Below are 23,073 nucleotides of genomic sequence, written 5' to 3'. Positions count from 1 at the left end.
CGCTCCAGCAAGCTTGCGCCCGGCCCAGTGCCGGGCTTTTTTCGCTCAGCGCACGCTCAGGCTGAAGCCGATGCGGTTCAGCCAGGTGGCTTCCTGCTCGAAGTCGGCCTGGGTCAGCGGGTTGGCCTCCAGCCAACCCGTGGGGAAGGTCAGGTCCAGGCTCTGCGGGCCGGCCTGCATCTGTACCTTGGGCATTTCCTGGGTACCGCGGATATGGTGGAAGAGGATGGCGAAGCGCAGCAGCACGCACAGGCGCAGCAGCTGCACGCCATCCTCGCCGAACTCGGCGAAGCGATCCTTGGGGATGTTGCGCCGGTGGCCACGCACCAGCAGGGCCAGCATCAGCTGGTCGCGGCGGGAGAAGCCGGCCAGGTCGGAGTGCTCGATCAGGTAGGCACCGTGCTTGTGGTACTGGTAGTGGGCGATGTCCAGGCCGATCTCGTGCACCCGCGCGCCCCATTGCAGGAGGTCGCGGTGCCAGTCCTGATTCAGCTGCCAGAGTTCGGCCACCAGCTCCAGGGCCTGCAGGGCCTTGGCCTCGACCCGCGCGGCCTGCAGCAGGTCGACGTGGTAGCGCTCCATCAGCGCGCCCAGGGTGCGTTCGCGCACGTCCTCGTGGTGATGGCGGCCGAGCAGGTCGTACAGCACGCCCTCGCGCAGGGCGCCCTCGGAATGATCCATGCGCTGCAGGTCGAGGGCGTCGAAGATGGCCTCGCTGATGGCCAGGCCGGCGGGGAAGATTTGTCGGCGGTCCGGTTTGATGCCGTCGATGTCCAGCTTGTCCACCTCGCCCAGCTTGAGCATCTTGCGCTTGAGCCAGGCCAGGCCCTCGGGATTGATCTCGCCCTTGCCCAGGTCGCCGGCCTTGATCGCCAGGCCCACCGCGCGGATGGTTCCGGAGGCGCCCACCGCCTCCTGCCAGCCCAGGCGCTGCAGGCCCTGTTCGATGTTCATCAGCTCCAGGCGCGCGGCCGTATAGGCCTGGGCGTAGCGCGCCGGGGTGATCTTGCCGTCCTTGAAATAGCGCTGGGTGTAGCTGACGCAACCCATCTGCAGGCTCTCGCGCAGCAGCGGCTCGAAGCGCTGGCCGACGATGAACTCGGTGCTGCCGCCGCCGATGTCCACCACCAGGCGCTTGCCGGGAGTGTCGGCGATGCTGTGCGACACGCCCAGATAGATCAGGCGCGCCTCCTCGCGGCCGGAGATCACCTCCACCTGGTGGCCGAGCAGCTCGTTGGCGCGGCGAATGAACTCGGCGCGGTTGCGCGCCTCGCGCAGGGCGTTGGTACCGACTATGCGCACCGCGCCCTTGGGCAGGCCCTGGATCAGCTGGCCGAAGCGACGCAGGCAGTCCAGGCCGCGCTGCATGGCTTCCTCGCTGAGCATGCGCTCGTCGTCCAGGCCGGCAGCCAGCTGAACTTTCTCGCCGAGCCGCTCGAGGATGCGGATCTCGCCGTGGTCGGCCTTGGCCAGCACCATGTGGAAGCTGTTCGAACCGAGGTCGATGGCGGCGATCAGGGGAAACTGCTTGGCGGTGTTGGGCATGGCTGAAGTCCCTTGGCGAAACACGGGCATCCTGACGGACGCTGCAAATTCTGCTGCATGTTAACCGTCCGGGCCGGGATGCCGTAGTCTTTCATCGGCCGTATCAAATCCATTGATAGTCAAGCTCAATGGAGAGCGGCTTTCGGCATGGGCCTAGGCGGGCTATCATGGCGCCACTTTTCAGCTTCCGATTCACGGAGACCGTACATGAGCGATTTCATCAGCAACGTCAGCGACGCCAGCTTCGAAGACGACGTGATCAAGGCCGAGGGCCCGGTCCTGGTCGACTACTGGGCCGAGTGGTGCGGCCCGTGCAAGATGATCGCCCCGGTGCTGGACGAGATCGCCCAGACCTATGCCGGCAAGCTGAAAGTCTGCAAGCTGAACATCGACGAGAACCCGGAAACCCCGCCGAAGTTCGGCGTGCGCGGCATCCCGACCCTGATGCTGTTCAAGAACGGCAACGTCGAGGCCACCAAGGTCGGCGCCCTGTCCAAGTCGCAACTGGCCGCCTTCCTCGACGCCAACATCTGAGGCGCCGCCCGGATTCCTCCAGGCGCCCCCAAACACCCTGCGAAGCCCCCTTCGCAGGGTGTTTTCGTTTCAGGGGCCACACCTTCGCACGCTCGATAACCGCCAGGCGCCGGCCAGCGTTGCGCAGGTGACCAGCGCCGGCAAAGGCGGGGGAGCAAAGATTTTTCCCATCAGCTGTAACCTGAAGGCACGAGGCTACTCTAGTAAGTTGTCCGGCATCTGGCCGGCCCATCGATCAAGAGGAAACCGACATGACTCAGAAGACTGCCCCCACCCTGACCGGTGCCGCCCTGGCCCTCGCCGCCGCCGGCCTGTTCGCCAGCCTGCCGACCCAGGTGGTCGCCGAGGAAGCCATGATCCATTGCTACGGGGTCACCTCGTGCAAGGGCCAGAACGACTGCAAGACCGCCGAGAACGCCTGCAAGGGCCAGGGCTCCTGCAAGGGCCACGGCTTCAAGCTGATGACCCTCGCCGAGTGCAACACGGCAGGCGGCACCGCCAAGGAGTGAGTGAACGCCCGGCGGGCCGGTTCGGCCCGCCCTTTCATCGGGAGCGACTATGCCAAGCTATCTCGGTCACGGCCTTGGTCTGCGCAGTGACTACTACCAGGAGATTCTCGACCGGCGCCCGGCGGTGGACTGGTTCGAGATCATCTCCGAGAACTACCTGGTCGACGGCGGCAAGGCCCTCTATTACCTGGACGCCATCGCCGAGCACTACCCGCTGGTGATGCACGGCGTGTCGCTGTCGATCGGCGGCCCGCACGCGCTGGATCGCGACTACCTGCAACGCCTAAAACGACTGATCGACCGGGTACGACCGGCCTGGGTCTCCGACCACCTGTGCTGGACCCGCGGCAGCGCCCACCAGCTGCACGACCTGCTGCCACTGCCGTACAACGAGGAGAGCCTGACCTACCTCACCGACCGCGTGCGCCAGGTGCAGGACATCCTCGAACGCCCGCTGGTGCTGGAAAACCTGTCCAGCTACGTGCTGCCGAGCAGCTCGACCCTGAGCGAGTGGGATTTTCTCGCCGCGCTCAGCGGCGAGAGCGGCTGCCAGCTGCTGCTCGACGTCAACAACGTCTACGTCAGCTCGCGCAACCACGGCTTCGACCCCTGGGAATTCATCTGCGCGCTGCCGCCGGAGCGCATCCGCCAGCTGCACCTGGCCGGGCACAGCGACTACGGCGACTACGTGATCGACACCCACGACCACCCTGTGGCCGACCCGGTGTGGCAGCTCTACCAGCGCACCCTGGAGCGCCTGGGCCCGGTCTCCACCCTGCTCGAACGCGACGACCACATGCCGCCGCTGGACGAGCTGCTAGACGAGCTAAAGCACGCCCGCCAGCTCGCCGCCCGCGCACTGGAGGCCCGCCAATGCGCCTGAACGACTGGCAGCTGCAACTGGAAAGCTACCTGCTGGGCGAGGACGCCGAGGCCATGCAGGCGCTGCTGCCACAACTGCGCGACGGCCCCACGCTGAGCGGCGCGGGCGGCCTGCGCATCTACCACAACGCCTACCGCGCCCGCCTGCTGGAGACCCTGCGCGGCGACTACCCGACCCTGCACGCCTGGCTCGGCGATGACCAGTTCGACGACCTGCTGCGCGCCTATCTCAACGCCCACCCGCCCAGCCATTTCAGCCTGCGCTGGCTGGGACGCGACCTGGCGAGCTTCCTCGAGGCCTACCTGGTGGCCGAGCAGGCCGCACCGCTGGCCGAGCTGGCCCGCCTGGAATGGGCCTTCACCCTGGCCTTCGACGCCGCCGACGCCGCGCCGCTGAGCCTGGCGGACATGGCCGCGCTACCCGCCGACGCCTGGCCGCGGCTGCGCGTGGCGGCGCACCCCAGCCTGCAGCGCCTGGCCTGCCGGCACAACAGCCTGGCCCTGTGGCGCGCGGCCAAGGCCGGCACGGAACTGCCCGACAGCCGGGCGCTGGCGCAGGAAGAACTGTGCCTGGTATGGCGTCAGGAACTGGTCTGCCGCTACCGCGCCCTGGCCGCCGACGAGGCGGCGGCGCTGCAGGCCATGCTGGCCGGCGCCACCTTCGCCGAGTTGTGCGAGCGGCTGGCCGCGCAGGCCGGCGAGCGGGCCCCGGCGCTGGCCGCCGGCTGGCTCAAGCAGTGGCTGCAGGACGGCCTGCTGCAGAAAGCAGACAAGCCATAGGTCGGCTGATACGAGACTGGGTATCAACTGGTTACTCTTAGCCAGCCGCTCATATCGGGCCGCGATCCGACGGAATTGCTTCTGCTTCTGGAAATAACGCTCGATCAAATTGCTGTCCTGTAGAGATATCGATCCAGCTGACGAGGTTCCAGACGATGTTTTGGGGAGGGAATGACCGCCTCATCCCCTGGTACTGGATAGCCTCGTCGCTGGATTTACCCAGGAGTAATTCCTTGATCCACTCCCACTGATCATCGCGCAATCAGTAGCAGCATACCCCTACATTCCCAAACAGCGAGATCCTGGCTGATCCCCTAGATTTCAGGCGGGCACACCGACTAGGCAATGGGCGGCGCCTGGGCTTATCGGCCACTGATTGTGAGGCGATGAAAGGGCGAGAACAGAGCTACTTCCACAAGGATTTCTTAGGGGACAGCCCCGTTCCCGAGGCCCACACGCCTCAATCAGCGCTTCATCGCCGGCCCTGGCGAACGCCAGAATGCTTCTTGCGCTGCGCCACCGGCAGAGCCAGGAAGGCCTCGATGGTCGCACGATCCTGGTAGTGCGCGGGGGTCTTCCAAGCGCGCCCGCTTCCCCTCTGATTGACCGCGTCGTTGCCGAAGCGCAGCGCCTGCGGTTCGACGCCCAGCCTTTCGGCGAACACCTGAAACTATTCCTGAGAGGGGATCGACTGCCCGCGCAACCAGCGCGATACCGCCTGAAAGGCCACCGAGCGGCCCCAGTAGCGCGAGTTGAACACGCGCTCGAGCACGGCAGGGCGGTCCGGGTAGCCGGCCTGGAGGCCCTGGCGGAGTTGATCCGGCAGGTACAGGACCCGCGGGTCAGGCAACGCCTGGAGGAACAGCATCACCGGCTGCTGCACCGCCTGAAGCAGGGGGCTACTGAAGGATGCGCTCCAGCGGTACGTGCAGCTTGTGCTGCAGGGCCTGCACGGCCGGCACGGCGTCGCGGGTCAGGTATCCGCTTTCCAGTGCCAGGATTTGGTAGATGCCACGACGCAACTGTTCCTCGCTGAGGTCGCCGGGGTTGCTCTGCACGGTGCAGAGGAAACGCACCCAGGAGGTGAGGATGATCCAGCTGTTGAGGGTCAGCGCCTCAATCTGCTGCTCGTCCATGACCAGGATGTCGGCGGCGACGAAGCCGCGGTAGATGCCGGCGGCAGCCTGCAGGCAGCGGCGGGCGAAGGCCCGGTAGCGCTCGGCCAGTGCCTCGTCGCTCTCCAGCAGGTGCTCCAGGTCGCGGTGCAGGAAGCGGTAGTGCCACATGGCCGCGAGCAGCGCCTGCAGGTAGAAGGTCTTGTCGGCCACCGTCAGCACGCGCCCCTCGGGCAGGCGCAGGAAGGCGTCGACCCGGTCCTCGTACTGGGCGAACAGCTCGGCGATGATCGCCTGCTTGTTGCGGAAGTGGTAGTACAGGTTGCCCGGCGACATGCCCAGGTGGGCGGCGATATGGTTGGTGGTCACGTTGCGCTCGCCCTGGGCGTTGAACAGCTCCAGGCTGGCTTCGACGATGCGCTCGCGGGTCTTGTTCTTCGGGGCCATGGTTCGCCTCGCTGGGGCACTTGCACGCAAGTTACAGGGTCGCGGCCGATCTGGCGACAGGCCGGTCGATTGACACTTTAGAGCAATTACTCTAAAAACACAGGCACACTTCCGCCCACGAGGACGCCCGCCATGGTCGCCGACGTTGCCTACCTCCAGCAGAACCAACAGCAGATCGACGCCCTCGAGCCGCTGCTGGCCGCCCAGCGCGCCGCCTTCCGCGCCAACCCGATGCCCGCCGCCGAGCAGCGCCGCGCCTGGCTGAAGAGCCTGCGCGAGCTGATCCTCGGTGAAAAACAGGCGCTGGTCGAAGCCCTGTCGCGCGACTTCAGCAACCGCTCGGCGGACGAGACCCTGCTGGCCGAGATCATGCCCAGCCTGCACGGCATCGACTACGCCAGCCGGCGCCTGGGCAAGTGGATGAAACCCTCGCGGCGCAGTGTCGGCCTGGCCTTCCAGCCCGGCCGGGCGCGGGTGATCTACCAGCCGCTCGGCGTGGTCGGCGTGATAGTGCCGTGGAACTACCCGCTGTACCTGGCCTTCGGCCCGCTGATCGGCGCGCTGGCCGCCGGCAACCGGGTGATGATCAAGATGAGCGAGTCCACCCCGGCCACCTCGCAGCTGGTCAAGGAACTGCTGGCGCGCGTCTTCCCCGAGGACCTGGTCGCCGTGGTGCTGGGCGAGGCCGAGGTCGGCATGGCCTTCTCCAAGCTGCCCTTCGACCATTTGCTGTTCACCGGCGCCACCAGCATCGGCCGCCACGTGATGCGCGCCGCCGCGGAGAATCTGGTGCCGGTCACCCTGGAGCTGGGCGGCAAGTCGCCGGCTATCATCGCCGCCGACGTGCCGCTGCAAGACGCCGCCGAGCGCATCGCCTTCGGCAAGACCATGAACGCCGGGCAGACCTGCGTGGCGCCGGACTACGTGCTGGTGCCCGAGGACCGGGTCGAGGAATTCGTCGACAGCTACCGCAGCGTGGTGCAGCGCTTCTATCCCAAGCTGGAGGGCAACCCGGACTACACCGCGATCATCAACGAGCGCCAGCTGAGCCGTCTCAAGGGCTATATCGCCGACGCCGAGGCCAAGGGCGCGCGAATCGTCCCGCTGCTTCCCGCCGACCAGGGCCGGCGCATGGCTCACAGCCTGGTGCTGAACGTGAACGACGAGATGAAGCTGATGCAGGAGGAGATCTTCGGTCCGCTGCTGCCGGTGCTGCCCTACCGCAGCCTCGACCAGGCCTTCGCCTATATCAACGAGCGCCCGCGCCCGCTAGCGCTGTACTACTTCGGCTACGACAAGCGCGAGCAGCAGCGCGTGCTGGTCGAGACCCACTCCGGCGGCGCCTGCATCAACGATACCCTGCTGCACGTCGCCCAGGACGACATGCCGTTCGGCGGCGTCGGCCCTTCCGGCATGGGCCACTATCATGGTCATGAAGGCTTTCTCACCTTCAGCAAGGCCAAGGGCGTGCTGATCAAGCAGCGCTTCAACTCCGCGCGCTTCATCTACCCGCCCTACGGCACTGCGATGCAGAAGCTGATCCACAAGCTGTTTATCCGCTGAGGAGTGCAGATGAGCGATATCGCCAACGCCGCGCCGCAGCTCTCGCGCCGCGGCCTGCTCAAGGTCGGCCTGCTGGGCGGCGCCTTCCTCGCCACCGCCGGGCTCACCGCCAGCCTCAGCGGCTGCTCCGCCGCCACCCCGGCCGGCGGCTTCCAGGTGCTGCGCGCCAGCGACCTGCCCAGCCTGCGCGCCATCATCCCGGTGGTGCTGCACGGCGCGGTGCCCGCAGAGGCCATGCCGGCGACGGTGGACGCCACCCTGCAGGGCATCGACCACAACCTGCACCATCTCGCGCCGGAGTGGCTCAAGCTCACCCAGCAGTTGCTCGACGTGCTGAGCATGGCCGTCACCCGCGGCCCGCTGACCGGCATCTGGGGCGCCTGGGACAACGCCTCGGCGGAGGACATTCGCAGCTTCCTCGCGCGCTGGGAACACAGCTCGCTGGACCTGCTGCGCATGGGCCACGCCTCGCTACTGCAACTGGTGCTGATGTCCTGGTATGCCCGCCCGCAGGCCTGGGCCCATTGCGGCTACCCCGGCCCGCCGACGATCTGAAACGCATCGACCCCGCACAGAATTACAAGAAGAGAAACCGAGAAATGCCCGTACCCGATAGCTTCCGCGAAGGCCTGGCCCGTGGCTGGACCACCTATGACGGCTCGCGCCTGGAGCAGGACCTGCTGCTGGAGGCCGACGTGGCCATCATCGGCAGCGGCGCCGGTGGCGGCACCAGCGCGGAAATCCTCAGCGCCGCCGGCTTGCGGGTGCTGCTGATCGAGGAAGGCCCGCTGAAGACCAGCAGCGATTTCAAGATGCAGGAGGCCGACGCCTACCCGCAGCTGTATCAGGAAGGCATCGGCCGCATGAGCAAGGACGGCGCCATCACCATCATGCAGGGCCGCGCCGTGGGCGGCACCACCCTGGTCAACTGGACCTCCAGCTTCCGCACGCCGGAGCCGACCCTGCGGCACTGGGCCGACGCGCATGGCGTGCAAGGCCATGGCGTCGAGGCCATGGCGCCCTGGTTCGAGCGCATGGAGCAGCGTCTGGGCGTGGCGCCCTGGGCCATCCCGCCGAACCCCAACAATCAGGTGATCAAGGACGGCTGCGAACGGCTCGGCTACGCCTGGCACATCATCCCGCGCAACGTGCGCGGCTGCTGGAACCTCGGCTACTGCGGCATGGGCTGCCCGACCAACGCCAAGCAGTCGATGCTGGTCACCACCATTCCCGCCACCCTCGACCAGGGCGGCGCCCTGCTCTACCTGGCCCGCGCCGAACGCCTGCTGCACGACGGCACGCATGTCAGCGGCCTGGAGTGCCTGGGCATGGACGAGCGCGCGGTGGCGCCCAACGGCCGCCGCATCATGGTCAAGGCGCGCCACTACGTGCTGGCCGGCGGCGGCATCAACAGCCCGGCGCTGCTGCTGCGCTCGAAGGCGCCCGACCCGCACCAGCGCGTCGGCAAGCGCACCTTCCTGCATGTGGTGAACTTCTCAGCGGCGCAGTTCGACAAGGTCATCAACCCCTTCTATGGCGCGCCGCAGTCGGTGTATTCCGACCACTTCCAGTGGGACGACGGCGCCACCGGGCGCATGTCCTACAAGCTGGAGGTGCCGCCGCTGCATCCGGCGCTGGCCGCCACCCTGCTCGGCCGCTTCGGCGTCGACAACGCCCTGCGCATGGAGCAGCTGCCGCACACCAACATGATGCTGGCGCTGATGCGCGACGGCTTCCACCCGGACAGCGCCGAGGGCAGCGTGGAGCTGCGCGGCGACGGCACGCCGGTGCTCGACTACCGCATGACCGATTACAGCTGGGACGGCATCCGCCGCGCCTTCCACAGCATGGCAGAGATCCAGTTCGCCGCCGGTGCCAGGAGCGTGCTGCCGCTGCATGCCCAGGCCGACTACGTGAGCAGCCTGAGCGAGGCCCGCGCGCTGATCGACCGCCTCGACCTGCGCCCGTACCAGACCCGCCTGGGCAGCGCCCACGTGATGGGCGGCTGCGCCATGGGCGAGGACGCCAGGCAGGCGGTGGCCGACAGCCTGGGCCGCCACCACCAGCTGGAGAACCTGTCGATCCACGACGGCTCGCTGTTCCCCACCAGCATCGGCGCCAACCCGCAGCTGTCGATCTACGCCCTTACCGCCAAGCTCGCGACCCTGTTGGCCGAGCGGCTCAGGGCCTGAGCAAGCTGCTCGCCGCCCTGCTTCTGGTCGTCGGCGTCATCCATCTGCTGCCGCTGGTCGGCGTGCTCGGCGGCGAGCGGCTCAATGCTCTATATGGCCTGCCCCTGGACGAACCCAACCTGCAGATCCTCATGCGCCACCGCGCCGTGCTGTTCGGCCTGCTCGGCGCCCTGCTGGTGGCCGCCGCCTTCGTCCCAGGCCTGCGCGGTCCGGCGCTGCTCGGCGGCCTGGTCAGCGTCATCGCCTTCCTCCTGCTGGCCTGGAGCGCGCCCCTCTACAACGAGGCCTTGCACCGTGTGGTGGTGGCCGACTGGGTAGCTCTGGCCTGCCTGCTGTTGGCCCTGCCGCTGCACCTGCGCAGCGCCTAAGACTTTTCCCCGAAGGAAGCGCTGCGCTACCATCCGCGCACTCCAACCGCTCCCGAGCAGGACTCCGCGATGAATCGAGTGTTGTACCCAGGCACCTTCGACCCCATCACCAAGGGCCATGGCGACCTGATCGAACGCGCCTCGCGCCTGTTCGACACCGTGATCATCGCCGTGGCCGCGAGCCCCAAGAAAAATCCGCTGTTCCCCCTGGAGCAGCGGGTCGAGCTGGCCCGTGAAGTCACCAAGCACCTGCCCAATGTCGAGGTGGTCGGCTTCTCCAGCCTGCTGGCGCACTTCGTCAAGGAACAGAACGCCAACGTGCTGCTGCGCGGCCTGCGCGCGGTGTCCGACTTCGAGTACGAGTTCCAGCTGGCCAACATGAACCGCCAGCTGGCGCCGGACGTGGAGAGCATGTTCCTCACCCCGTCGGAGAAGTATTCCTTCATCTCCTCGACCCTGGTGCGCGAGATCGCCGCTCTCGGCGGCGATATCAGCAAGTTCGTCCACCCGGCGGTGGCCGCTGCCCTGGCCGAGCGCTTCAAGCGCTGAATCGTCCGCGCTCGCGCGAACCCCGGCAATCCGGCACAATCCGCCTATCGAATGCCTGAAAGTGCCACGCCCAAAGGGTGTGGCAGGAGTTGCCCCGATGTCCCTGATAATCACCGACGACTGCATCAACTGCGACGTCTGCGAGCCCGAGTGCCCGAACGGCGCCATTTCCCAGGGTGAGGAGATCTATGTGATCGACCCCAACCTGTGCACCGAGTGCGTCGGCCACTACGACGAGCCGCAGTGCCAGCAGGTCTGCCCGGTGGACTGTATCCCGCTCGACGAGAACCATGTCGAGAGCAAGGACGAGCTGATGCAGAAGTACCTGATCATCACCGGCAAGGCCTGATTCGCTCCCCACGCAACGGCGATCTTCGCTAGGCTGTCAGGCCTGTTCAGCACGGATCGCCGCCCATGTCCGCCAAGCCATTCCTCTACTGCCTGCTGCTGAGCTGCGCGCTCGCCGCCCAGGCCGCCGCTCCCAGACCGCAACAGGCCGCCGTCGCCAGCGCCCATCCGGCGGCCACGGTCGCCGGTCTGGAGACCCTGGCCCAGGGCGGCAACGCCTTCGACGCCGCGGTGGCCATGGCCGCCGCCCTGGCCGTGGCCGAGCCCTATGGCTCGGGCCTGGGCGGCGGCGGCTTCTTCCTCCTGCGCCAGGCCGGCGACAAACCCGGCTACCGCTTTATCGACGCCCGCGAGCGCGCGCCGCTGGCCGCCGGCCCCGACCTCTACCGACGCAACGGCACGGTGCAGCGCGAGCTGTCGCTGAACGGCGCTCTGGCCGCCGCCATTCCCGGCCTGCCGGCCGCCCTGGCGCACCTGGCGCAGCGCTACGGCAAGCTGCCGCTGAGCGCTTCGCTGACCCCGGCCATCCGCCTGGCCCGCGACGGCGTCGGCATCGACCGGGTCTACCGCGAGCGCGCCGATTGGCGCCTCAACGCCATGCAGGCGGACCCGGAGACCGCGCGCATCTTCCTCGATCAGGGGCGCATCCCGCCGCTGCATGGCCTGCTGCGCCAACCCCTGCTGGCGCGCACCCTGGAGCGCCTGGCCCGCGACGGCCATGCCGGCTTCTACGAGGGCGAGACGGCACGCCTGCTGCTGGAGGGGGTGAAGGCGGCCGGTGGCATCTGGAGCGCCCGCGACCTGCGCGACTACCGGGTGGTCGAGCGCCTGCCGCTGCGCTACCCGCTGCAGGACGGCCGCGAACTCATTAGCGCGCCGCCGCCCTCGGCCGGCGGGGTGATCCTGGCGCAGAGCCTGGGCATGCTGCAGCAGCTGCCCTGGCAGGAGGCCGGCGCCGTGCAGCGCAGCCACTACGTGATCGAAGCACTGCGCCGCGCCTATCGCGATCGCGGCCTGCTGGGCGACCCGGACCAGGTGGATATCCCGCTGCCCCAGTTGCTCGCCGCCGACTATCTGCGGCAACAGGCCAAGACCATTCAGCTCAGCGCCGCCACGCCCAGCAGCAGCCTGGCGCCGGCGCCGCGCTGGCGCGAGGGCGACCACACCACCCACTTCACCGTGCTGGATGACGAAGGCAACGCGGTGGCCGCCACTTTGTCGATCAACCTGCCGTTCGGCGCCGCCTTCACTCCGGCCGGCAGCGGCGTGCTGCTCAACAACGAGATGGACGACTTCGCCGCCGACCCGCAGGGCAGCAACGTCTACGGCCTGGCCGGCAGCCGCGCCAACGCCATAGCCCCGGGCAAGCGGCCGCTGTCGTCGATGAGCCCGACCTTTATCGAGAGCGAACGGGAACTGGCCAGCTTCGGCACGCCGGGCGGCAGCCGCATCCCCAGCATGGTGCTGCTGGCCGTGCTCGACTACCTGGACGGCAAGCCGGTGGCCCAGTGGCCGGCCACCGCGCGCTATCACCAGCAATACCTGCCCGATCTGGTCGAGCACGAACCGGATGCCTTCAGCGCCAGCCAACGGCAAAGCCTGGAGATGCGCGGTTACAAGCTCAAGGAGGTGGAGCGCCGCTACGGCAACCAGCAGGTGCTGCTATGGCGCAAGGACAACGGCCAGGTGGAAGCCGCCAGCGACCCGCGCGGCGTGGGCCGCGCGGGCTACTGGCCGTGAGGCGAGCGCACCGGGTACGTCCTGGCCGTTTCAGCGCACCAGATGCAGGTAGTGCATGTGCTTCTCGTACTGGTCGAGGATGTCGCCGATCACGTCGTCCAGGCTCCAGCCCATCAGGTCGTAGTCCTGGCCGCCCTCCAGCAGGTGCACTTCGGCGCGGTAATAGTGCTGCTCCTCATCGGCGTCGGCCTCTTCCAGGAGCACGAAGTTGGGCCGGTTGAAGGCGCGCGGGCGCACTTCGTAGAGGAAGTCGGTCTCGGCGCCGTGGGCCACCACCAGGCGCACCCGGTCTTCGCCGCTGCGCTCGCTGCGTGCATCCAGGCCACGCTTGCGCAGCTCCTCGGCCACCGACTCGATGGCGCCGCGCGCCGTCTCCTCGATGAAGCGGCGGGCCTCGCTCAGGTCGGGGAAGCTCACCAGGGTGTGCAGGCGCCGCTGCCAGCCGCCGTGCGGACGCAGGTGGCTGGAGGTCTGCGGCAGGGCCTGGTAGCGCACGCTGCGTTTGGTGGCGTCCAGCTTCAGGGCGCGCAGCAGGCCCCAGATGGCTACCAGCAGGACGATGGAGAAGGGCAAGGCGCTGGCGATGGTGGCGGTCTGCAGCGCCTTGAGGCCGTCGGCCAGGAGCAGGGCGATGGCCACCACGCCGATCAGCACCGACCAGAACAGGCGCTGCCACAGCGGCGTGTTGGCCTTGCCGCCGGAGGCCAGCATGTCCACCACCAGGGCGCCGGAGTCGGCCGAGGTGACGAAGAACACCACCACCATGGCCACCGCGATCAGTGACAGCAGGCTGCTCAGCGGGAACTGCTCGAGGAAGGCGAACAGCGCCAGCGAGCTGTCGGCGTTGACCGTGTCGGCCAGGCTCTGCAGGCCCTCGGTCAGCACCAGATGAATGGCGCTGTCGCCGAACACCGTCATCCACAGCAGGGTGAAGCCGGCCGGCACGAACAGCACGCCCGAGATGAACTCGCGGATGGTGCGACCGCGCGAGATGCGCGCGATGAACAGGCCGACGAAGGGCGACCAGGACAGCCACCAGCCCCAGTACAACAGGGTCCAGCCGCCGATCCAGTCGGTCGGCTGATAGGCGTAGAGATTGAAGGTCTTGCTGACGATCTCGGACAGGTAGGCGCCGCTGTTCTGCACGAAGGTCTTGAGCAGGAACACGGTCGGGCCCAGCGCCAGGACGAACAGCAGGAGCAGCACGGCCAGGCACAGGTTGATCTCCGAGAGGATGCGGATGCCCTTGTTCAGGCCGCTGGCCACCGACAGGGTGGCGAGAAAGCAGATGGCGGCGATCAGGCCGATCTGCACGCCGGTGCCGACCGGCAGGCCGAACAGATGGTGCAGGCCGCTGTTGATCTGCAGCACGCCGTAGCCCAGCGAGGTGGCCACGCCGAACACCGTGCCGATGATGGCGAAGGTATCCACCGCGTGGCCGATGGGGCCGTGGATGCGCTCGCCGATCAGCGGGTAGAGCGCCGAGCGCAGGGTCAGCGGCAGGTTATGGCGGAAGCAGAAGAACGCCAGGATCAGCGCGACTATGGCGTAGATCGCCCAGGCGTGCAGGCCCCAGTGGAAGAAGGTCAGCTTCATCGCCTCGCGTGCGGCCTGCACGGTGCCGGCCTCGCCCACCGGCGGCGCGGTGAAGTGCATCAGCGGCTCGGCCACGCCGAAGAACATCAGGCCGATGCCCATGCCGGCGGAGAACAGCATGGCGAACCAGGTGGCGTTGCGGTATTCGGGCTGGCTGTGGTCGGGGCCTAGCTTGAGGTCGCCGTAGCGGCTGACGGCGAGGAACACGCAGCAGATCAGGATCAGCGCGACGGTGAGGACGTAGAACCAGCTGGCCTTGTCGACTATCCAGCTCTGCAGCTGGGCGAACTGGCTCTGCGCATGCTCGGGCAGCAGCACGCTGTAGAGCACCAGGGCGAGGATGAGAAAGGCGGAGCCGAAGAATACCGGCCGATTGATTGAAGACGTCTGTGCCTCCATTGAGCTAGCTCTCCTTATGATCGGATGGGCCGCCAAGGGCGGAAGGCTAGCCATTCTAGCACAGGGTGATAGTTTCACTCTCTTGAATCACTGCATTCGATAATTTTGCCGGATTGACCGCTTCAGCTTTCGCCGCTCGGCCGATACTGCAGGGCCTCGGCCAGATGCGCGCGCTGGATGTCGTCGCGTTCTTCCAGGTCGGCCAGGGTGCGTGCCACCTTGAGCAAGCGGTGGGCGGCGCGCAGCGACAGCTTGAGGCGTTCGCAGGCCTGTTCCAGCCAGAGCCGGTCGGCCTCGCCCAGCCGGCAGTGACGGCGCAGGCCCGGCAGGTCGAGCAGGGCGTTGGCGCAGCCCTGGCGCTGGAGCTGACGCTGACGGGCGCGGGCCACCTGGGTGGCCGCCTGGGCGCTGCTCTCGCCGCCCTGGGGGGCGGCCAGCAGGCTGGTGCTTTCCCGCGCCACCGTCAGGTGCAGGTCGATGCGGTCGAGCAGCGGCCCGGACAGCTTGGCGCGGTAGCGCTGCACCTGTTCCGGGGTGCAGCGGCAGCGCCCACCGGGGTCGCCCAGGTAACCGCAGGGGCAGGGATTCATCGCCGCCACCAGCTGGAAGCGCGCCGGGAAGCGCACCTTGTCGCGCGCGCGGGCAATCACTATCTGGCCCGACTCCAGCGGCTCGCGCAGCACCTCCAAGACCTTGCGGTCGAACTCCGGCAGCTCGTCGAGAAACAGCACGCCCATATGCGCCAGGCTGATCTCGCCCGGCTGCGGGCGACTGCCGCCGCCGACCAGCGCCGGGCCGGATGCACTGTGATGGGGCTGGCGGAAGGGGCGCTGCGGCCAGGCGGCCAGTGGCGCCTGGCTGGCCACCGAGTGGATGGCCGCCACTTCCAGCGCCTCGTCCTCGGACAGTGGCGGCAGCAGGCCGGGCAGGCGGCTGGCCAGCAGGGTCTTGCCGGTGCCGGGCGGGCCCGAGAACAGCAGGTTGTGGCCGCCGCTGGCGGCGATCAGCAGGGCGCGCTTGGCCGCTAGCTGGCCCTGCACCTCGGCCAGATCGGGGTAGCTCGCGGCCTGCAGCAGCAGGCCGCTGGCCTGGTAGGGCGCCAGCACGGCCTGGCCGTTGAGGTGGGCGGCGACCTGCAGCAGGTGTTCGGCGGCCAGCACCGTCAGGCCCGAGGCCAGGCTGGCCTCCTCGGCATTGGCGCGCGGCACCAGAAGGGTGCGCCCGGCGGCGCGCGCGGCCAGGGCCGCCGGCAGCACGCCTTGCACCGGGCGCAACTCGCCGGATAGGGCCAGCTCGCCCAGGCACTCCAGCCGCTTCAGGCCCTCGGCCGGGACCTGGCCGCTGGCGGCCAGCACACCGAGGGCGATGGCCAGGTCGAAGCGCCCGCCGTCCTTGGGCAGATCGGCGGGTGCCAGGTTGAGGGTGATGCGCCTGGGCGGGAAATCGAAGCCGGCGTTCTGGATGGCGCTGCGCACGCGGTCCTTGCTCTCCTTGACCGCGGCCTCCGGCAGGCCGACCAGGGTCAGCGCCGGCAGGCCGTTGGCCAGGTGCGCCTCGACTGTGACCGCCGGTGCCTCGACGCCGACCTGGGCACGGCTGTGGACTATGGCCAGGGACATGGATCGCTCCTTGATCGCATGCCCGCCGAGGGCTTATTCGGCGGGTGGTTTCTGTTGCGCCTCCAGCGCCGCCAACTTGGCTTCGAGGGCCTCCAGGCGGGCGCGGGTACGGGCCAGCACGGCCATCTGGCTGTCGAACTCCTCGCGGCTGACCAGGTCCAGCTTGGTGAAGGCGCTCTGCAGCAGGGCCTTGAACTGGGCCTCGAACTCACTGCGCGGCAACGGGGTATCGCCGCTGAACAGGCGGGCGGCGTGGCCGGCGAGGGTGTCGAGCAGAGCTTTGGGCGGCAGCATGGGGGCTTTCCAGTGGCAAACGGCGCTCAGTGTAGCACGCAGGCCGCGCCGCCCGTGGCGCCCACGGCGATGCACAAATTTCGCTCACTGCCGCAGGCCGTCGCGCACCATTGTTGTGCAGTGACCGCCTGGTCGACCGCTCTCGCACTCCGACCCGGCCGGCTAAGCCTCTGAAAAAGTGGCTTTTTGGCATAGCTGGCAAGGATTCTGCTTAACAGCCTATGACGCGTGCACCGATGCAGTACCGGTGCGCAGCCGAGGCGGGGGAGTGTCTCGGTGAATGCGGTTGGTAGACGCCAGGCCCGGTGGCCGGCGCGTTTCAAAAGCCAGGCACTGCGCTTAGACTTGAGCCGGGTTCGTTTTCCTGGGGCGAGTCCACCAATACGGGAGAGAGTTTCATGAAGCTAGTCACTGCCATCATCAAGCCGTTCAAGCTGGACGATGTGCGCGAATCGCTGTCCGAGATCGGCGTGCAGGGCATCACCGTCACCGAAGTCAAAGGCTTCGGCCGGCAGAAGGGTCACACCGAGCTGTACCGCGGCGCCGAGTACGTCGTCGACTTCCTGCCCAAGGTGAAGATCGACGTGGCCATCGCCGACGATCAACTGGATCGCGTGATCGAAGCCATCACCAAGGCTGCCAACACCGGCAAGATCGGTGACGGCAAGATCTTCGTGGTCAACCTGGAACAGGCCATCCGCATCCGTACCGGCGAAACCGGCACCGACGCAGTTTAAGCCTCAGAACCCACACGCCCCAGGAGAATAAACATGACTCTGCGAAAATTCGCAGGGCTAGGAGCCCTTTTGTCTCTGCTTATGCCGGGCCTGGCATTCGCCGAGGAAGCGACGCTGAACAGCGGCGACACCGCCTGGATGCTCACTGCCACCGCGCTGGTGCTGTTCATGACCATCCCCGGCCTGGCCCTGTTCTACAGCGGCATGGTGCGTTCCAAGAACGTGCTGTCGGTGATGATGCAGTGCTTCGCCATCACCGGCCTGATCAGCATCCTCTGGGTGATCTACGGCTACAGCCTGGCCTTCGACACCACCGGCATGGAGCAGGGGGTCACCAACTTCAACTCCTTCGTCGGCGGCCTGAACAAGGCCTTCCTCAGCGGCCTGACCGTCGATAGCCTGGTCGGCGCCTTCCCGGAGAGCGTGTTCATCGTCTTCCAGATGACCTTCGCCATCATCACTCCGGCGCTGATCGTCGGCGCCTTCGCCGAGCGCATGAAGTTCTCCGCCATGCTGATCTTCATGGGCGTGTGGTTCACCCTGGTCTACGCGCCGATCTGCCACATGGTCTGGTCCGGCGACGGCGCCTTCCTCTGGGATGCCGGCGTGCTCGACTTCGCCGGTGGCACCGTGGTGCACATCAACGCCGGTATCGCCGGCCTGGTGGCCTGTCTGGTGCTGGGCAAGCGCAAGGGCTTCCCGACCACCGCCATGGCGCCGCACAACCTCGGCTACACCCTGGTCGGCGCGGCCATGCTGTGGGTCGGCTGGTTCGGCTTCAACGCAGGTTCCGCCATCGCCGCCAACGGCACCGCCGGCATGGCCATGCTGGTGACCCAGATCGCCACCGCCGCCGCCGCCCTGGGCTGGATGTTCGCCGAGTGGATCACCCATGGTAAGCCGAGCGCCCTGGGCATCGCCTCCGGCGTGGTCGCCGGTCTGGTCGCCATCACCCCGGCCGCCGGCACCGCCGGCCCGATGGGCGCCCTGGTGATCGGCCTGGCCGCCGGCGTGATCTGCTTCTTCTGCGCCACCAGCCTCAAGCGCAAGCTGGGCTACGACGACTCGCTGGACGCCTTCGGCGTGCACGGCATCGGCGGCATCGTCGGCGCCATCCTCACCGGCGTGTTCGCCGCACCCGCCCTGGGCGGCTTCGGCAGCGTCGAGGACATCAGCGCCCAGGTGCTGGTACAGATCGAGGGTGTTGCCATCACCGTGCTGTACACCGCCGTCGTCACCTTCGTGATCCTCAAGGTCCTGGACCTGGTCATGGGCCTGCGCGTCAGCGAGGAGACCGAGACCGTCGGCCTCGACCTCGCCGAGCACAACGAGCGCGGCTACAACCTGTAAGGCCGCTGCGGGGCGCCCTGCGCGCCCCGTACTCCTGGGTACACAGCAGAGGTAAACCATGGACAACACAGCATTGACTGCGCTGCAGTACGGCTTCGACACCTTCTATTTCCTGATGTGCGGTGCGCTGGTGATGTGGATGGCGGCAGGCTTCGCCATGCTCGAATCCGGCCTGGTGCGCGCCAAGAACACCACCGAGATCCTCACCAAGAACATCGCGCTCTATGCGGTGGCCAGCGTGATGTACATGCTGATCGGCTACCACATCATGTACTCCAGCCCGGAAGGCGGCATCCTGCCGAGCCTGGGCTTCCTGCTGGGCGACGAGAACGCCGTCGAGGCGGTCACCGCCGGCGGTGACGATGCGCCCTACTACTCGGCCCGTTCCGACTTCTTCTTCCAGGTGGTGTTCGCCGCCACCTGCATGTCGATCGTCTCCGGCGCCGTGGCCGAGCGCATGAAGCTGTGGGCCTTCCTCACCTTCGCGGTGGTGATGACCGGTTTCATCTACCCGATCCAGGGCTTCTGGAAGTGGGGCTCGGGCTTCCTCAACACGGCCGGCTTCCTCGACTTCGCCGGCTCCGGCGTGGTGCACATGGCCGGTGCCGCCGCCGCCCTGGCCGGTGTCCTGCTGCTCGGCGCGCGCAAGGGCAAGTACGGCGCCAACGGCCAGATCAACGCCATTCCGGGCGCCAACCTGCCGCTGGCCACCCTCGGCACCTTCATCCTGTGGATGGGCTGGTTCGGTTTCAACGGCGGCTCGCAGCTGAAGATGAGCACCATCGAGGACGCCAACGCGGTGGCCAACGTGTTCGTCAACACCAACATGGCCGCCGCCGGCGGCCTGATCGTCGCCCTGGTGGTGGCGCGCATCCTGTTCGGCAAGGCCGACCTGACCATGGCCCTCAACGGCGCCCTGGCCGGCCTGGTGGCGATCACCGCCGAGCCGCTGACCCCGACCGCGCTGCAGGCCACCCTGATCGGTGCCGTCGGCGGCGTGCTGGTGGTGTTCGCCATCGTCGGCCTGGACAAGCTGAAGCTCGACGACCCGGTCGGCGCCATCTCGGTGCACGGCGTGGTCGGCATCTGGGGCCTGCTGGCAGTGTGCCTGACCAACGGCGACGCCTCGCTGGGCGCCCAGCTGCTCGGCATCGGCTCGATCTTCGCCTTCGTCTTCATCAGCAGCCTGGTGGTGTGGAGCATCATCAAGCTGGCGATCGGCCTGCGGGTCAGCGAGGAAGAAGAATACGAGGGCGTGGACATCGCCGAATGCGGCATGGAAGCCTACCCGGAATTCACCAACAAGAAATAAAGTTACAGCTACTTTGAAGGGCGCCTGCGGGCGCCCTTTGTTTTTTCCGCGGCCGCGCTAGAATGCGCGCCCAACGGATGCGGTGGGCTGCTGCGATGTGGCAACAACGGCTGATTACCCTGAATGCGCGGGCGCGAGGTTTCCACCTGGTGACCGACGAGCTGGTGGCGGCGCTGCCGGAGCTGGTCGGCTACAGGGTTGGCGTGCTGCACCTCTGGCTGCAGCACACCTCGGCCTCGCTGACCGTCAACGAGAATGCCGACGGCGCGGTGCGGCGTGACTTCGAGCGCTTCTTCAACCGTCTGGTGCCCCAGGGCGAGAGCGGCTATGAGCACGACTACGAGGGGCCGGACGACCTGCCGGCGCATTTCAAGGCCAGCCTGCTGGGCTGCCAGCTGAGCCTGCCGATCGGCGAGGGGCGCCTGGCCCTGGGCACCTGGCAGGGCATCTACCTCGGCGAGCACCGCGATCGAGGTGGTCCGCGCCGGGTGCTGGCGACGCTGTACGGCGAGCCGCACTGAGAGCGAAGAATTTTTCCCGGCGGCATTTTTGCAATGCGTGCCGCTGGTCTATAAGTAACCTGCTTTGCGCAAGTCATGAGGTAGAACATGAGCGACGAAGAACTGGAACAGGACGATCTGGAAGGCACCGACGAGGACGACGGCGAGGAGCTGGAAGCGGCCGATAGCGGCGACGACGGCGACGATGACGGCGGCAGCGACGCCGGCGAATCCGGCGGCAAGCCGAGCAAGAAGCCCAAGGCCGAGGAGGTCGAGGAGCTGCCCAGCGTCGAGGCCAAGCAGAAGGAGCGCGATGCCCTGGCCAAGGCCATGGAGGAGTTCCTCTCGCGTGGCGGCAAGGTCCAGGAGATCGAGCCCAACGTGGTGGCCGACCCGCCCAAGAAGCCGGACAGCAAGTACGGCAGCCGTCCCATCTGAGACGGCCGTCGCCAACCGCTCCTCAAGCCCCGCGTCGCGGGGCTTTTCGTTTCAGCGCACCTGCGGCGTGGTCAGCTTGTCCAGCAGCGCCAGCTGCGCGTTGCGCGGGTTGGCATTGCCGGATGGGCTGGTGCGCAGATAGCGCCCGTCCGCCTGCAGCACCCAGGCCTGGGTGTTGTCGGCGAGGTAGCTCTCCAGCTCCTTCTTGACCCGCCCGATCAGCTTCTTGCCCTCCATCGGGAAGCAGGTCTCCACCCGCTTGTCGAGGTTGCGCTCCATCCAGTCGGCGCTGGAGAGGAACAGCTGCTCCTCGCCGCCGTTGCCGAAGTAGTAGATACGGCTGTGCTCGAGGAAACGGCCGACGATGGAACGCACCTGGATATTGTGCGACACCCCCGGCACGCCCGGACGCAGGCAGCACATGCCGCGCACCACCAGATCGATGCGCACGCCCATCTGGCTGGCCTTGTACAGCGCGCGGATGACCTTGGGATCGGTCAGCGAGTTGACCTTGGCCATGATGTGCGCAGGCTTGCCCTCGCTGGCGAACTGGGCCTCGCGGGCGATCATGTCGAGCAGGGCCTTCTTCAGGGTGAAGGGCGCATGCAGCAGCTTCTTCATGCGCAGGGTCTTGCCCATGCCGATCAGCTGGTTGAACAGCTTGGACACGTCCTCGCCGAGCGCCTCGTCGGCGGTCAGCAGGCTGTAGTCGGTGTACAGGCGGGCATTGCCGGCATGGTAGTTGCCGGTGCCGAGGTGGGCGTAGCGGCGCAGCTCGCCGTTCTCACGGCGCAGGATCAGCATCATCTTGGCGTGGGTCTTGAAGCCGACCACGCCGTAGATCACCACCGCGCCGGCCTGCTGCAGGCGGCTGGCCAGCTGCAGGTTGGACTCCTCGTCGAAACGCGCGCGCAGCTCGATCACCGCGGTGACCTCCTTGCCGTTGCGCGCCGCCTCCACCAGGGCATCGACTATCTCCGAGTTGGCGCCGGAGCGGTACAGGGTCTGCTTGATCGCCAGCACGCTGGGGTCCTTGGCGGCCTGGCGCAGCAGATCGATCACCGGGGTGAAGGACTCGAAGGGGTGCATCAACAGCACGTCCTGCTTGCCGACCACGCTGAAGATGTTCTCGGCGTTCTGCAGCAGCTTGGGGATCACCGGAGTGAAGGAGGCGTGCTGCAGCTCCGGGTGGCTCTCCAGCCCGGTGATGCTGAACAGCCGCGTGAGGTTGACCGGGCCGTTGACCCGGTACAGCTCGCTCTCGCTGAGGTTGAACTGCTTGAGCAGGAAGTCCGCCAGGTGCTTGGGACAGGTGTCGGCCACCTCCAGGCGCACGGCGTCGCCGTAACGGCGACTGAACAGCTCGCCGCGCAGGGCGCGGGCCAGGTCTTCGACGTCCTCGGCATCCACCGACAGGTCGGCGTTGCGGGTCAGGCGGAACTGGTAGCAGCCCTTGACGCTCATGCCGTGGAACAGGTCGTCGGCGTGGGCGTGGATCATCGAGGAGAGGAACACGTAGTTGTCCCCCGCCCCGCCCACGTCCTCGGGCACGCGGATGATGCGCGGCAACAGGCGCGGCGCCGGGATGATGGCCAGACCGGAATCGCGGCCGAAGGCATCGACGCCCTCCAACTCGACGATGAAGTTGAGGCTCTTGTTCACTAACAAGGGGAAGGGATGCGTCGGGTCGAGGCCGATGGGGGTGATGATCGGCGCGATCTCGTCGCGGAAGTAGCGGCGCACCCAGGTCTTCAGCTTGGTGGTCCAGTGGCGGCGGCGGATGAAGTTGATCTGGTGCTTGGCCAGCGCCGGCAGCAGCACGTCGTTGAGCAGCGCGTACTGGCGGTGCACCTGCTCGTGGGCGATCTCGGAGATGCGCGCCAGCACCTGGCTGGGCAGCAGGCCGTCGGCGCCGGCCTGTTCACGGGCGAAGTTGATCTGCTTCTTCAGGCCGGCGACGCGGATCTCGAAGAACTCGTCGAGGTTGCTGGAGAAGATCAGCAGGAACTTGAGGCGCTCCAGCAGCGGATAGGACTCGTCCAGCGCCTGCTCCAGCACGCGGATATTGAACTGCAGCTGGGACAGCTCGCGATGGATGTACAGGCTGCTGTCGTCCAGCCCGGGTATGGGCGCGGGCGCCGGCGGCTCGGCGGCCGGCGCGGCCTCGGCCACGGGCTCGGCCGGCAGCGGCGGCTCGGCCTCGAGCTTGGCGTCGGCGATCTGTTTGTTGCTGAGTCCCTCGGTGTTCATGCCTTG

At 67.5% G+C, this 23,073-nt stretch carries 24 protein-coding genes; 16 read left to right on the top strand and 8 right to left on the bottom strand.

Features of this window, described 5'->3' with window-relative positions; all coding sequences use genetic code 11:
- Nucleotides 1-45: 45 nt before the first annotated feature.
- On the bottom strand, nucleotides 46-1,545 hold the full coding sequence (gene ppx, locus AAFN46_RS15460) for an exopolyphosphatase (protein WP_347809584.1): 1,500 nt from the start codon (nucleotides 1,543-1,545) through the stop codon (nucleotides 46-48).
- A 207-nt stretch (nucleotides 1,546-1,752) separates the two neighbouring features.
- Here ppx and trxA point away from each other — a divergent pair, with 207 nt between their 5' ends.
- The 4 genes from trxA to AAFN46_RS15440 all read left to right on the top strand — a co-directional run bounded on the left by trxA (nucleotide 1,753) and on the right by AAFN46_RS15440 (nucleotide 4,250).
- Nucleotides 1,753-2,079 carry a thioredoxin TrxA gene (trxA, locus tag AAFN46_RS15455; RefSeq protein ID WP_347809583.1) on the top strand — a complete coding sequence of 109 codons (327 nt, stop codon included), beginning with the start codon at nucleotides 1,753-1,755 and terminating at the stop codon, nucleotides 2,077-2,079.
- A 251-nt stretch (nucleotides 2,080-2,330) separates the two neighbouring features.
- Entirely contained in the window at nucleotides 2,331-2,588 is a 258-nt protein-coding gene (locus AAFN46_RS15450; RefSeq protein WP_347809582.1) for a hypothetical protein, read from the top strand.
- A 49-nt stretch (nucleotides 2,589-2,637) separates the two neighbouring features.
- Complete coding sequence (locus AAFN46_RS15445) at nucleotides 2,638-3,471, top strand: DUF692 domain-containing protein (RefSeq protein WP_347809581.1); 834 nt, start codon at nucleotides 2,638-2,640, stop codon at nucleotides 3,469-3,471.
- The gene (locus AAFN46_RS15440; RefSeq protein WP_347809580.1) at nucleotides 3,462-4,250 is read left to right on the top strand and encodes a DNA-binding domain-containing protein; all 789 of its coding nucleotides are present in this window, start codon (nucleotides 3,462-3,464) and stop codon (nucleotides 4,248-4,250) included. The genes AAFN46_RS15445 and AAFN46_RS15440 overlap by 10 nt, the downstream gene beginning before the upstream one ends.
- Before the next feature lie 472 nt (nucleotides 4,251-4,722).
- Here AAFN46_RS15440 and AAFN46_RS15435 read toward each other — a convergent pair whose 3' ends face one another.
- The 3 genes from AAFN46_RS15435 to AAFN46_RS15425 are packed head-to-tail and all read right to left on the bottom strand — an operon-like array spanning nucleotide 4,723 to nucleotide 5,812.
- Nucleotides 4,723-4,914 carry a hypothetical protein gene (locus AAFN46_RS15435; protein ID WP_347809579.1) on the bottom strand — a complete coding sequence of 64 codons (192 nt, stop codon included), beginning with the start codon at nucleotides 4,912-4,914 and terminating at the stop codon, nucleotides 4,723-4,725.
- Nucleotides 4,915-4,920: 6 nt separating this feature from the next.
- Nucleotides 4,921-5,118, bottom strand: a complete 198-nt coding sequence (locus AAFN46_RS15430) for a hypothetical protein (RefSeq protein ID WP_347809578.1) — start codon at nucleotides 5,116-5,118, stop codon at nucleotides 4,921-4,923.
- Nucleotides 5,119-5,149: 31 nt separating this feature from the next.
- Entirely contained in the window at nucleotides 5,150-5,812 is a 663-nt protein-coding gene (locus tag AAFN46_RS15425) for a TetR/AcrR family transcriptional regulator (protein ID WP_347809577.1), read from the bottom strand.
- Between the two features lie 132 nt (nucleotides 5,813-5,944).
- Between AAFN46_RS15425 and AAFN46_RS15420 the strand changes: the two genes are divergently transcribed.
- From AAFN46_RS15420 to ggt, 7 genes are all read left to right on the top strand, one after another.
- Nucleotides 5,945-7,375 carry a coniferyl aldehyde dehydrogenase gene (locus AAFN46_RS15420; RefSeq protein WP_347809576.1) on the top strand — a complete coding sequence of 477 codons (1,431 nt, stop codon included), beginning with the start codon at nucleotides 5,945-5,947 and terminating at the stop codon, nucleotides 7,373-7,375.
- Between the two features lie 9 nt (nucleotides 7,376-7,384).
- Nucleotides 7,385-7,930, top strand: a complete 546-nt coding sequence (locus tag AAFN46_RS15415; protein WP_347809575.1) for a twin-arginine translocation pathway signal protein — start codon at nucleotides 7,385-7,387, stop codon at nucleotides 7,928-7,930.
- Between the two features lie 44 nt (nucleotides 7,931-7,974).
- Nucleotides 7,975-9,567 carry a GMC family oxidoreductase gene (locus AAFN46_RS15410; protein ID WP_347809574.1) on the top strand — a complete coding sequence of 531 codons (1,593 nt, stop codon included), beginning with the start codon at nucleotides 7,975-7,977 and terminating at the stop codon, nucleotides 9,565-9,567.
- A gap of 62 nt (nucleotides 9,568-9,629) precedes the next feature.
- Nucleotides 9,630-9,935: a phosphopantetheine adenylyltransferase gene (locus tag AAFN46_RS15405; protein WP_347809573.1), complete on the top strand. Its 306-nt coding sequence runs from the start codon at nucleotides 9,630-9,632 to the stop codon at nucleotides 9,933-9,935.
- Nucleotides 9,936-10,004: 69 nt separating this feature from the next.
- Nucleotides 10,005-10,484, top strand: a complete 480-nt coding sequence (coaD, locus tag AAFN46_RS15400; RefSeq protein ID WP_347809572.1) for a pantetheine-phosphate adenylyltransferase — start codon at nucleotides 10,005-10,007, stop codon at nucleotides 10,482-10,484.
- Between the two features lie 97 nt (nucleotides 10,485-10,581).
- The gene (locus tag AAFN46_RS15395) at nucleotides 10,582-10,833 is read left to right on the top strand and encodes a YfhL family 4Fe-4S dicluster ferredoxin (RefSeq protein ID WP_090446608.1); all 252 of its coding nucleotides are present in this window, start codon (nucleotides 10,582-10,584) and stop codon (nucleotides 10,831-10,833) included.
- A 65-nt stretch (nucleotides 10,834-10,898) separates the two neighbouring features.
- Nucleotides 10,899-12,572, top strand: coding sequence for a gamma-glutamyltransferase (gene ggt / locus AAFN46_RS15390; protein WP_347809571.1), 1,674 nt, complete (start codon nucleotides 10,899-10,901; stop codon nucleotides 12,570-12,572).
- 30 nt (nucleotides 12,573-12,602) lie between these two features.
- Here the strand turns inward: ggt and betT are convergent, their stop codons facing one another.
- The 3 genes from betT to AAFN46_RS15375 all read right to left on the bottom strand — a co-directional run bounded on the left by betT (nucleotide 12,603) and on the right by AAFN46_RS15375 (nucleotide 16,480).
- On the bottom strand, nucleotides 12,603-14,567 hold the full coding sequence (betT, locus tag AAFN46_RS15385; protein ID WP_347809570.1) for a choline BCCT transporter BetT: 1,965 nt from the start codon (nucleotides 14,565-14,567) through the stop codon (nucleotides 12,603-12,605).
- A 122-nt stretch (nucleotides 14,568-14,689) separates the two neighbouring features.
- The gene (locus AAFN46_RS15380; RefSeq protein WP_347809569.1) at nucleotides 14,690-16,186 is read right to left on the bottom strand and encodes a YifB family Mg chelatase-like AAA ATPase; all 1,497 of its coding nucleotides are present in this window, start codon (nucleotides 16,184-16,186) and stop codon (nucleotides 14,690-14,692) included.
- Between the two features lie 33 nt (nucleotides 16,187-16,219).
- Nucleotides 16,220-16,480 carry an accessory factor UbiK family protein gene (locus AAFN46_RS15375; protein ID WP_347809568.1) on the bottom strand — a complete coding sequence of 87 codons (261 nt, stop codon included), beginning with the start codon at nucleotides 16,478-16,480 and terminating at the stop codon, nucleotides 16,220-16,222.
- Between the two features lie 398 nt (nucleotides 16,481-16,878).
- Between AAFN46_RS15375 and glnK the strand changes: the two genes are divergently transcribed.
- From glnK to sutA, 5 genes are all read left to right on the top strand, one after another.
- Entirely contained in the window at nucleotides 16,879-17,217 is a 339-nt protein-coding gene (glnK, locus tag AAFN46_RS15370) for a P-II family nitrogen regulator (protein WP_021700071.1), read from the top strand.
- A 33-nt stretch (nucleotides 17,218-17,250) separates the two neighbouring features.
- Nucleotides 17,251-18,567 carry an ammonium transporter gene (locus AAFN46_RS15365; protein WP_347809567.1) on the top strand — a complete coding sequence of 439 codons (1,317 nt, stop codon included), beginning with the start codon at nucleotides 17,251-17,253 and terminating at the stop codon, nucleotides 18,565-18,567.
- A gap of 58 nt (nucleotides 18,568-18,625) precedes the next feature.
- Nucleotides 18,626-19,879, top strand: coding sequence for an ammonium transporter (locus AAFN46_RS15360; protein WP_347809566.1), 1,254 nt, complete (start codon nucleotides 18,626-18,628; stop codon nucleotides 19,877-19,879).
- Nucleotides 19,880-19,974: 95 nt separating this feature from the next.
- Entirely contained in the window at nucleotides 19,975-20,400 is a 426-nt protein-coding gene (locus tag AAFN46_RS15355; protein ID WP_347809565.1) for a secondary thiamine-phosphate synthase enzyme YjbQ, read from the top strand.
- A gap of 87 nt (nucleotides 20,401-20,487) precedes the next feature.
- A complete protein-coding gene (gene sutA / locus AAFN46_RS15350) occupies nucleotides 20,488-20,817 on the top strand; it encodes a transcriptional regulator SutA (RefSeq protein WP_347809564.1) in 330 nt (109 codons plus the stop codon).
- A gap of 51 nt (nucleotides 20,818-20,868) precedes the next feature.
- Here the strand turns inward: sutA and ppk1 are convergent, their stop codons facing one another.
- A complete protein-coding gene (gene ppk1, locus AAFN46_RS15345; RefSeq protein WP_347809563.1) occupies nucleotides 20,869-23,067 on the bottom strand; it encodes a polyphosphate kinase 1 in 2,199 nt (732 codons plus the stop codon).
- Nucleotides 23,068-23,073 lie beyond the last annotated feature (6 nt).

Origin of the sequence: Pseudomonas sp. CAU 1711, from assembly GCF_039888625.1 — a bacterium.
Classification (GTDB): domain Bacteria; phylum Pseudomonadota; class Gammaproteobacteria; order Pseudomonadales; family Pseudomonadaceae; genus Aquipseudomonas.
Note: the sequence above shows the minus strand (reverse complement) of the source record. Positions and strands in the feature narration are given on the sequence as shown.

Excerpts from the sequence above, each read along its gene's own strand:
- AAFN46_RS15440 (WP_347809580.1), top strand. The coding sequence starts at position 3,462 with ATGCGCCTGAACGACTGGCAGCTGCAACTGGAAAGCTACCTGCTGGGC.
- AAFN46_RS15420 (WP_347809576.1), top strand. The coding sequence starts at position 5,945 with ATGGTCGCCGACGTTGCCTACCTCCAGCAGAACCAACAGCAGATCGAC.
- AAFN46_RS15450 (WP_347809582.1), top strand. The coding sequence starts at position 2,331 with ATGACTCAGAAGACTGCCCCCACCCTGACCGGTGCCGCCCTGGCCCTC.
- AAFN46_RS15355 (WP_347809565.1), top strand. The coding sequence starts at position 19,975 with ATGTGGCAACAACGGCTGATTACCCTGAATGCGCGGGCGCGAGGTTTC.
- AAFN46_RS15365 (WP_347809567.1), top strand. The coding sequence starts at position 17,251 with ATGACTCTGCGAAAATTCGCAGGGCTAGGAGCCCTTTTGTCTCTGCTT.
- AAFN46_RS15430 (WP_347809578.1), bottom strand. The coding sequence starts at position 5,118 with ATGCTGTTCCTCCAGGCGTTGCCTGACCCGCGGGTCCTGTACCTGCCG.
- trxA (WP_347809583.1), top strand. The coding sequence starts at position 1,753 with ATGAGCGATTTCATCAGCAACGTCAGCGACGCCAGCTTCGAAGACGAC.
- AAFN46_RS15410 (WP_347809574.1), top strand. The coding sequence starts at position 7,975 with ATGCCCGTACCCGATAGCTTCCGCGAAGGCCTGGCCCGTGGCTGGACC.
- AAFN46_RS15375 (WP_347809568.1), bottom strand. The coding sequence starts at position 16,480 with ATGCTGCCGCCCAAAGCTCTGCTCGACACCCTCGCCGGCCACGCCGCC.
- AAFN46_RS15415 (WP_347809575.1), top strand. The coding sequence starts at position 7,385 with ATGAGCGATATCGCCAACGCCGCGCCGCAGCTCTCGCGCCGCGGCCTG.
- AAFN46_RS15380 (WP_347809569.1), bottom strand. The coding sequence starts at position 16,186 with ATGTCCCTGGCCATAGTCCACAGCCGTGCCCAGGTCGGCGTCGAGGCA.
- coaD (WP_347809572.1), top strand. The coding sequence starts at position 10,005 with ATGAATCGAGTGTTGTACCCAGGCACCTTCGACCCCATCACCAAGGGC.
- ppk1 (WP_347809563.1), bottom strand. The coding sequence starts at position 23,067 with ATGAACACCGAGGGACTCAGCAACAAACAGATCGCCGACGCCAAGCTC.
- ggt (WP_347809571.1), top strand. The coding sequence starts at position 10,899 with ATGTCCGCCAAGCCATTCCTCTACTGCCTGCTGCTGAGCTGCGCGCTC.
- sutA (WP_347809564.1), top strand. The coding sequence starts at position 20,488 with ATGAGCGACGAAGAACTGGAACAGGACGATCTGGAAGGCACCGACGAG.
- betT (WP_347809570.1), bottom strand. The coding sequence starts at position 14,567 with ATGGAGGCACAGACGTCTTCAATCAATCGGCCGGTATTCTTCGGCTCC.
- glnK (WP_021700071.1), top strand. The coding sequence starts at position 16,879 with ATGAAGCTAGTCACTGCCATCATCAAGCCGTTCAAGCTGGACGATGTG.
- AAFN46_RS15360 (WP_347809566.1), top strand. The coding sequence starts at position 18,626 with ATGGACAACACAGCATTGACTGCGCTGCAGTACGGCTTCGACACCTTC.
- AAFN46_RS15395 (WP_090446608.1), top strand. The coding sequence starts at position 10,582 with ATGTCCCTGATAATCACCGACGACTGCATCAACTGCGACGTCTGCGAG.
- AAFN46_RS15445 (WP_347809581.1), top strand. The coding sequence starts at position 2,638 with ATGCCAAGCTATCTCGGTCACGGCCTTGGTCTGCGCAGTGACTACTAC.
- ppx (WP_347809584.1), bottom strand. The coding sequence starts at position 1,545 with ATGCCCAACACCGCCAAGCAGTTTCCCCTGATCGCCGCCATCGACCTC.
- AAFN46_RS15425 (WP_347809577.1), bottom strand. The coding sequence starts at position 5,812 with ATGGCCCCGAAGAACAAGACCCGCGAGCGCATCGTCGAAGCCAGCCTG.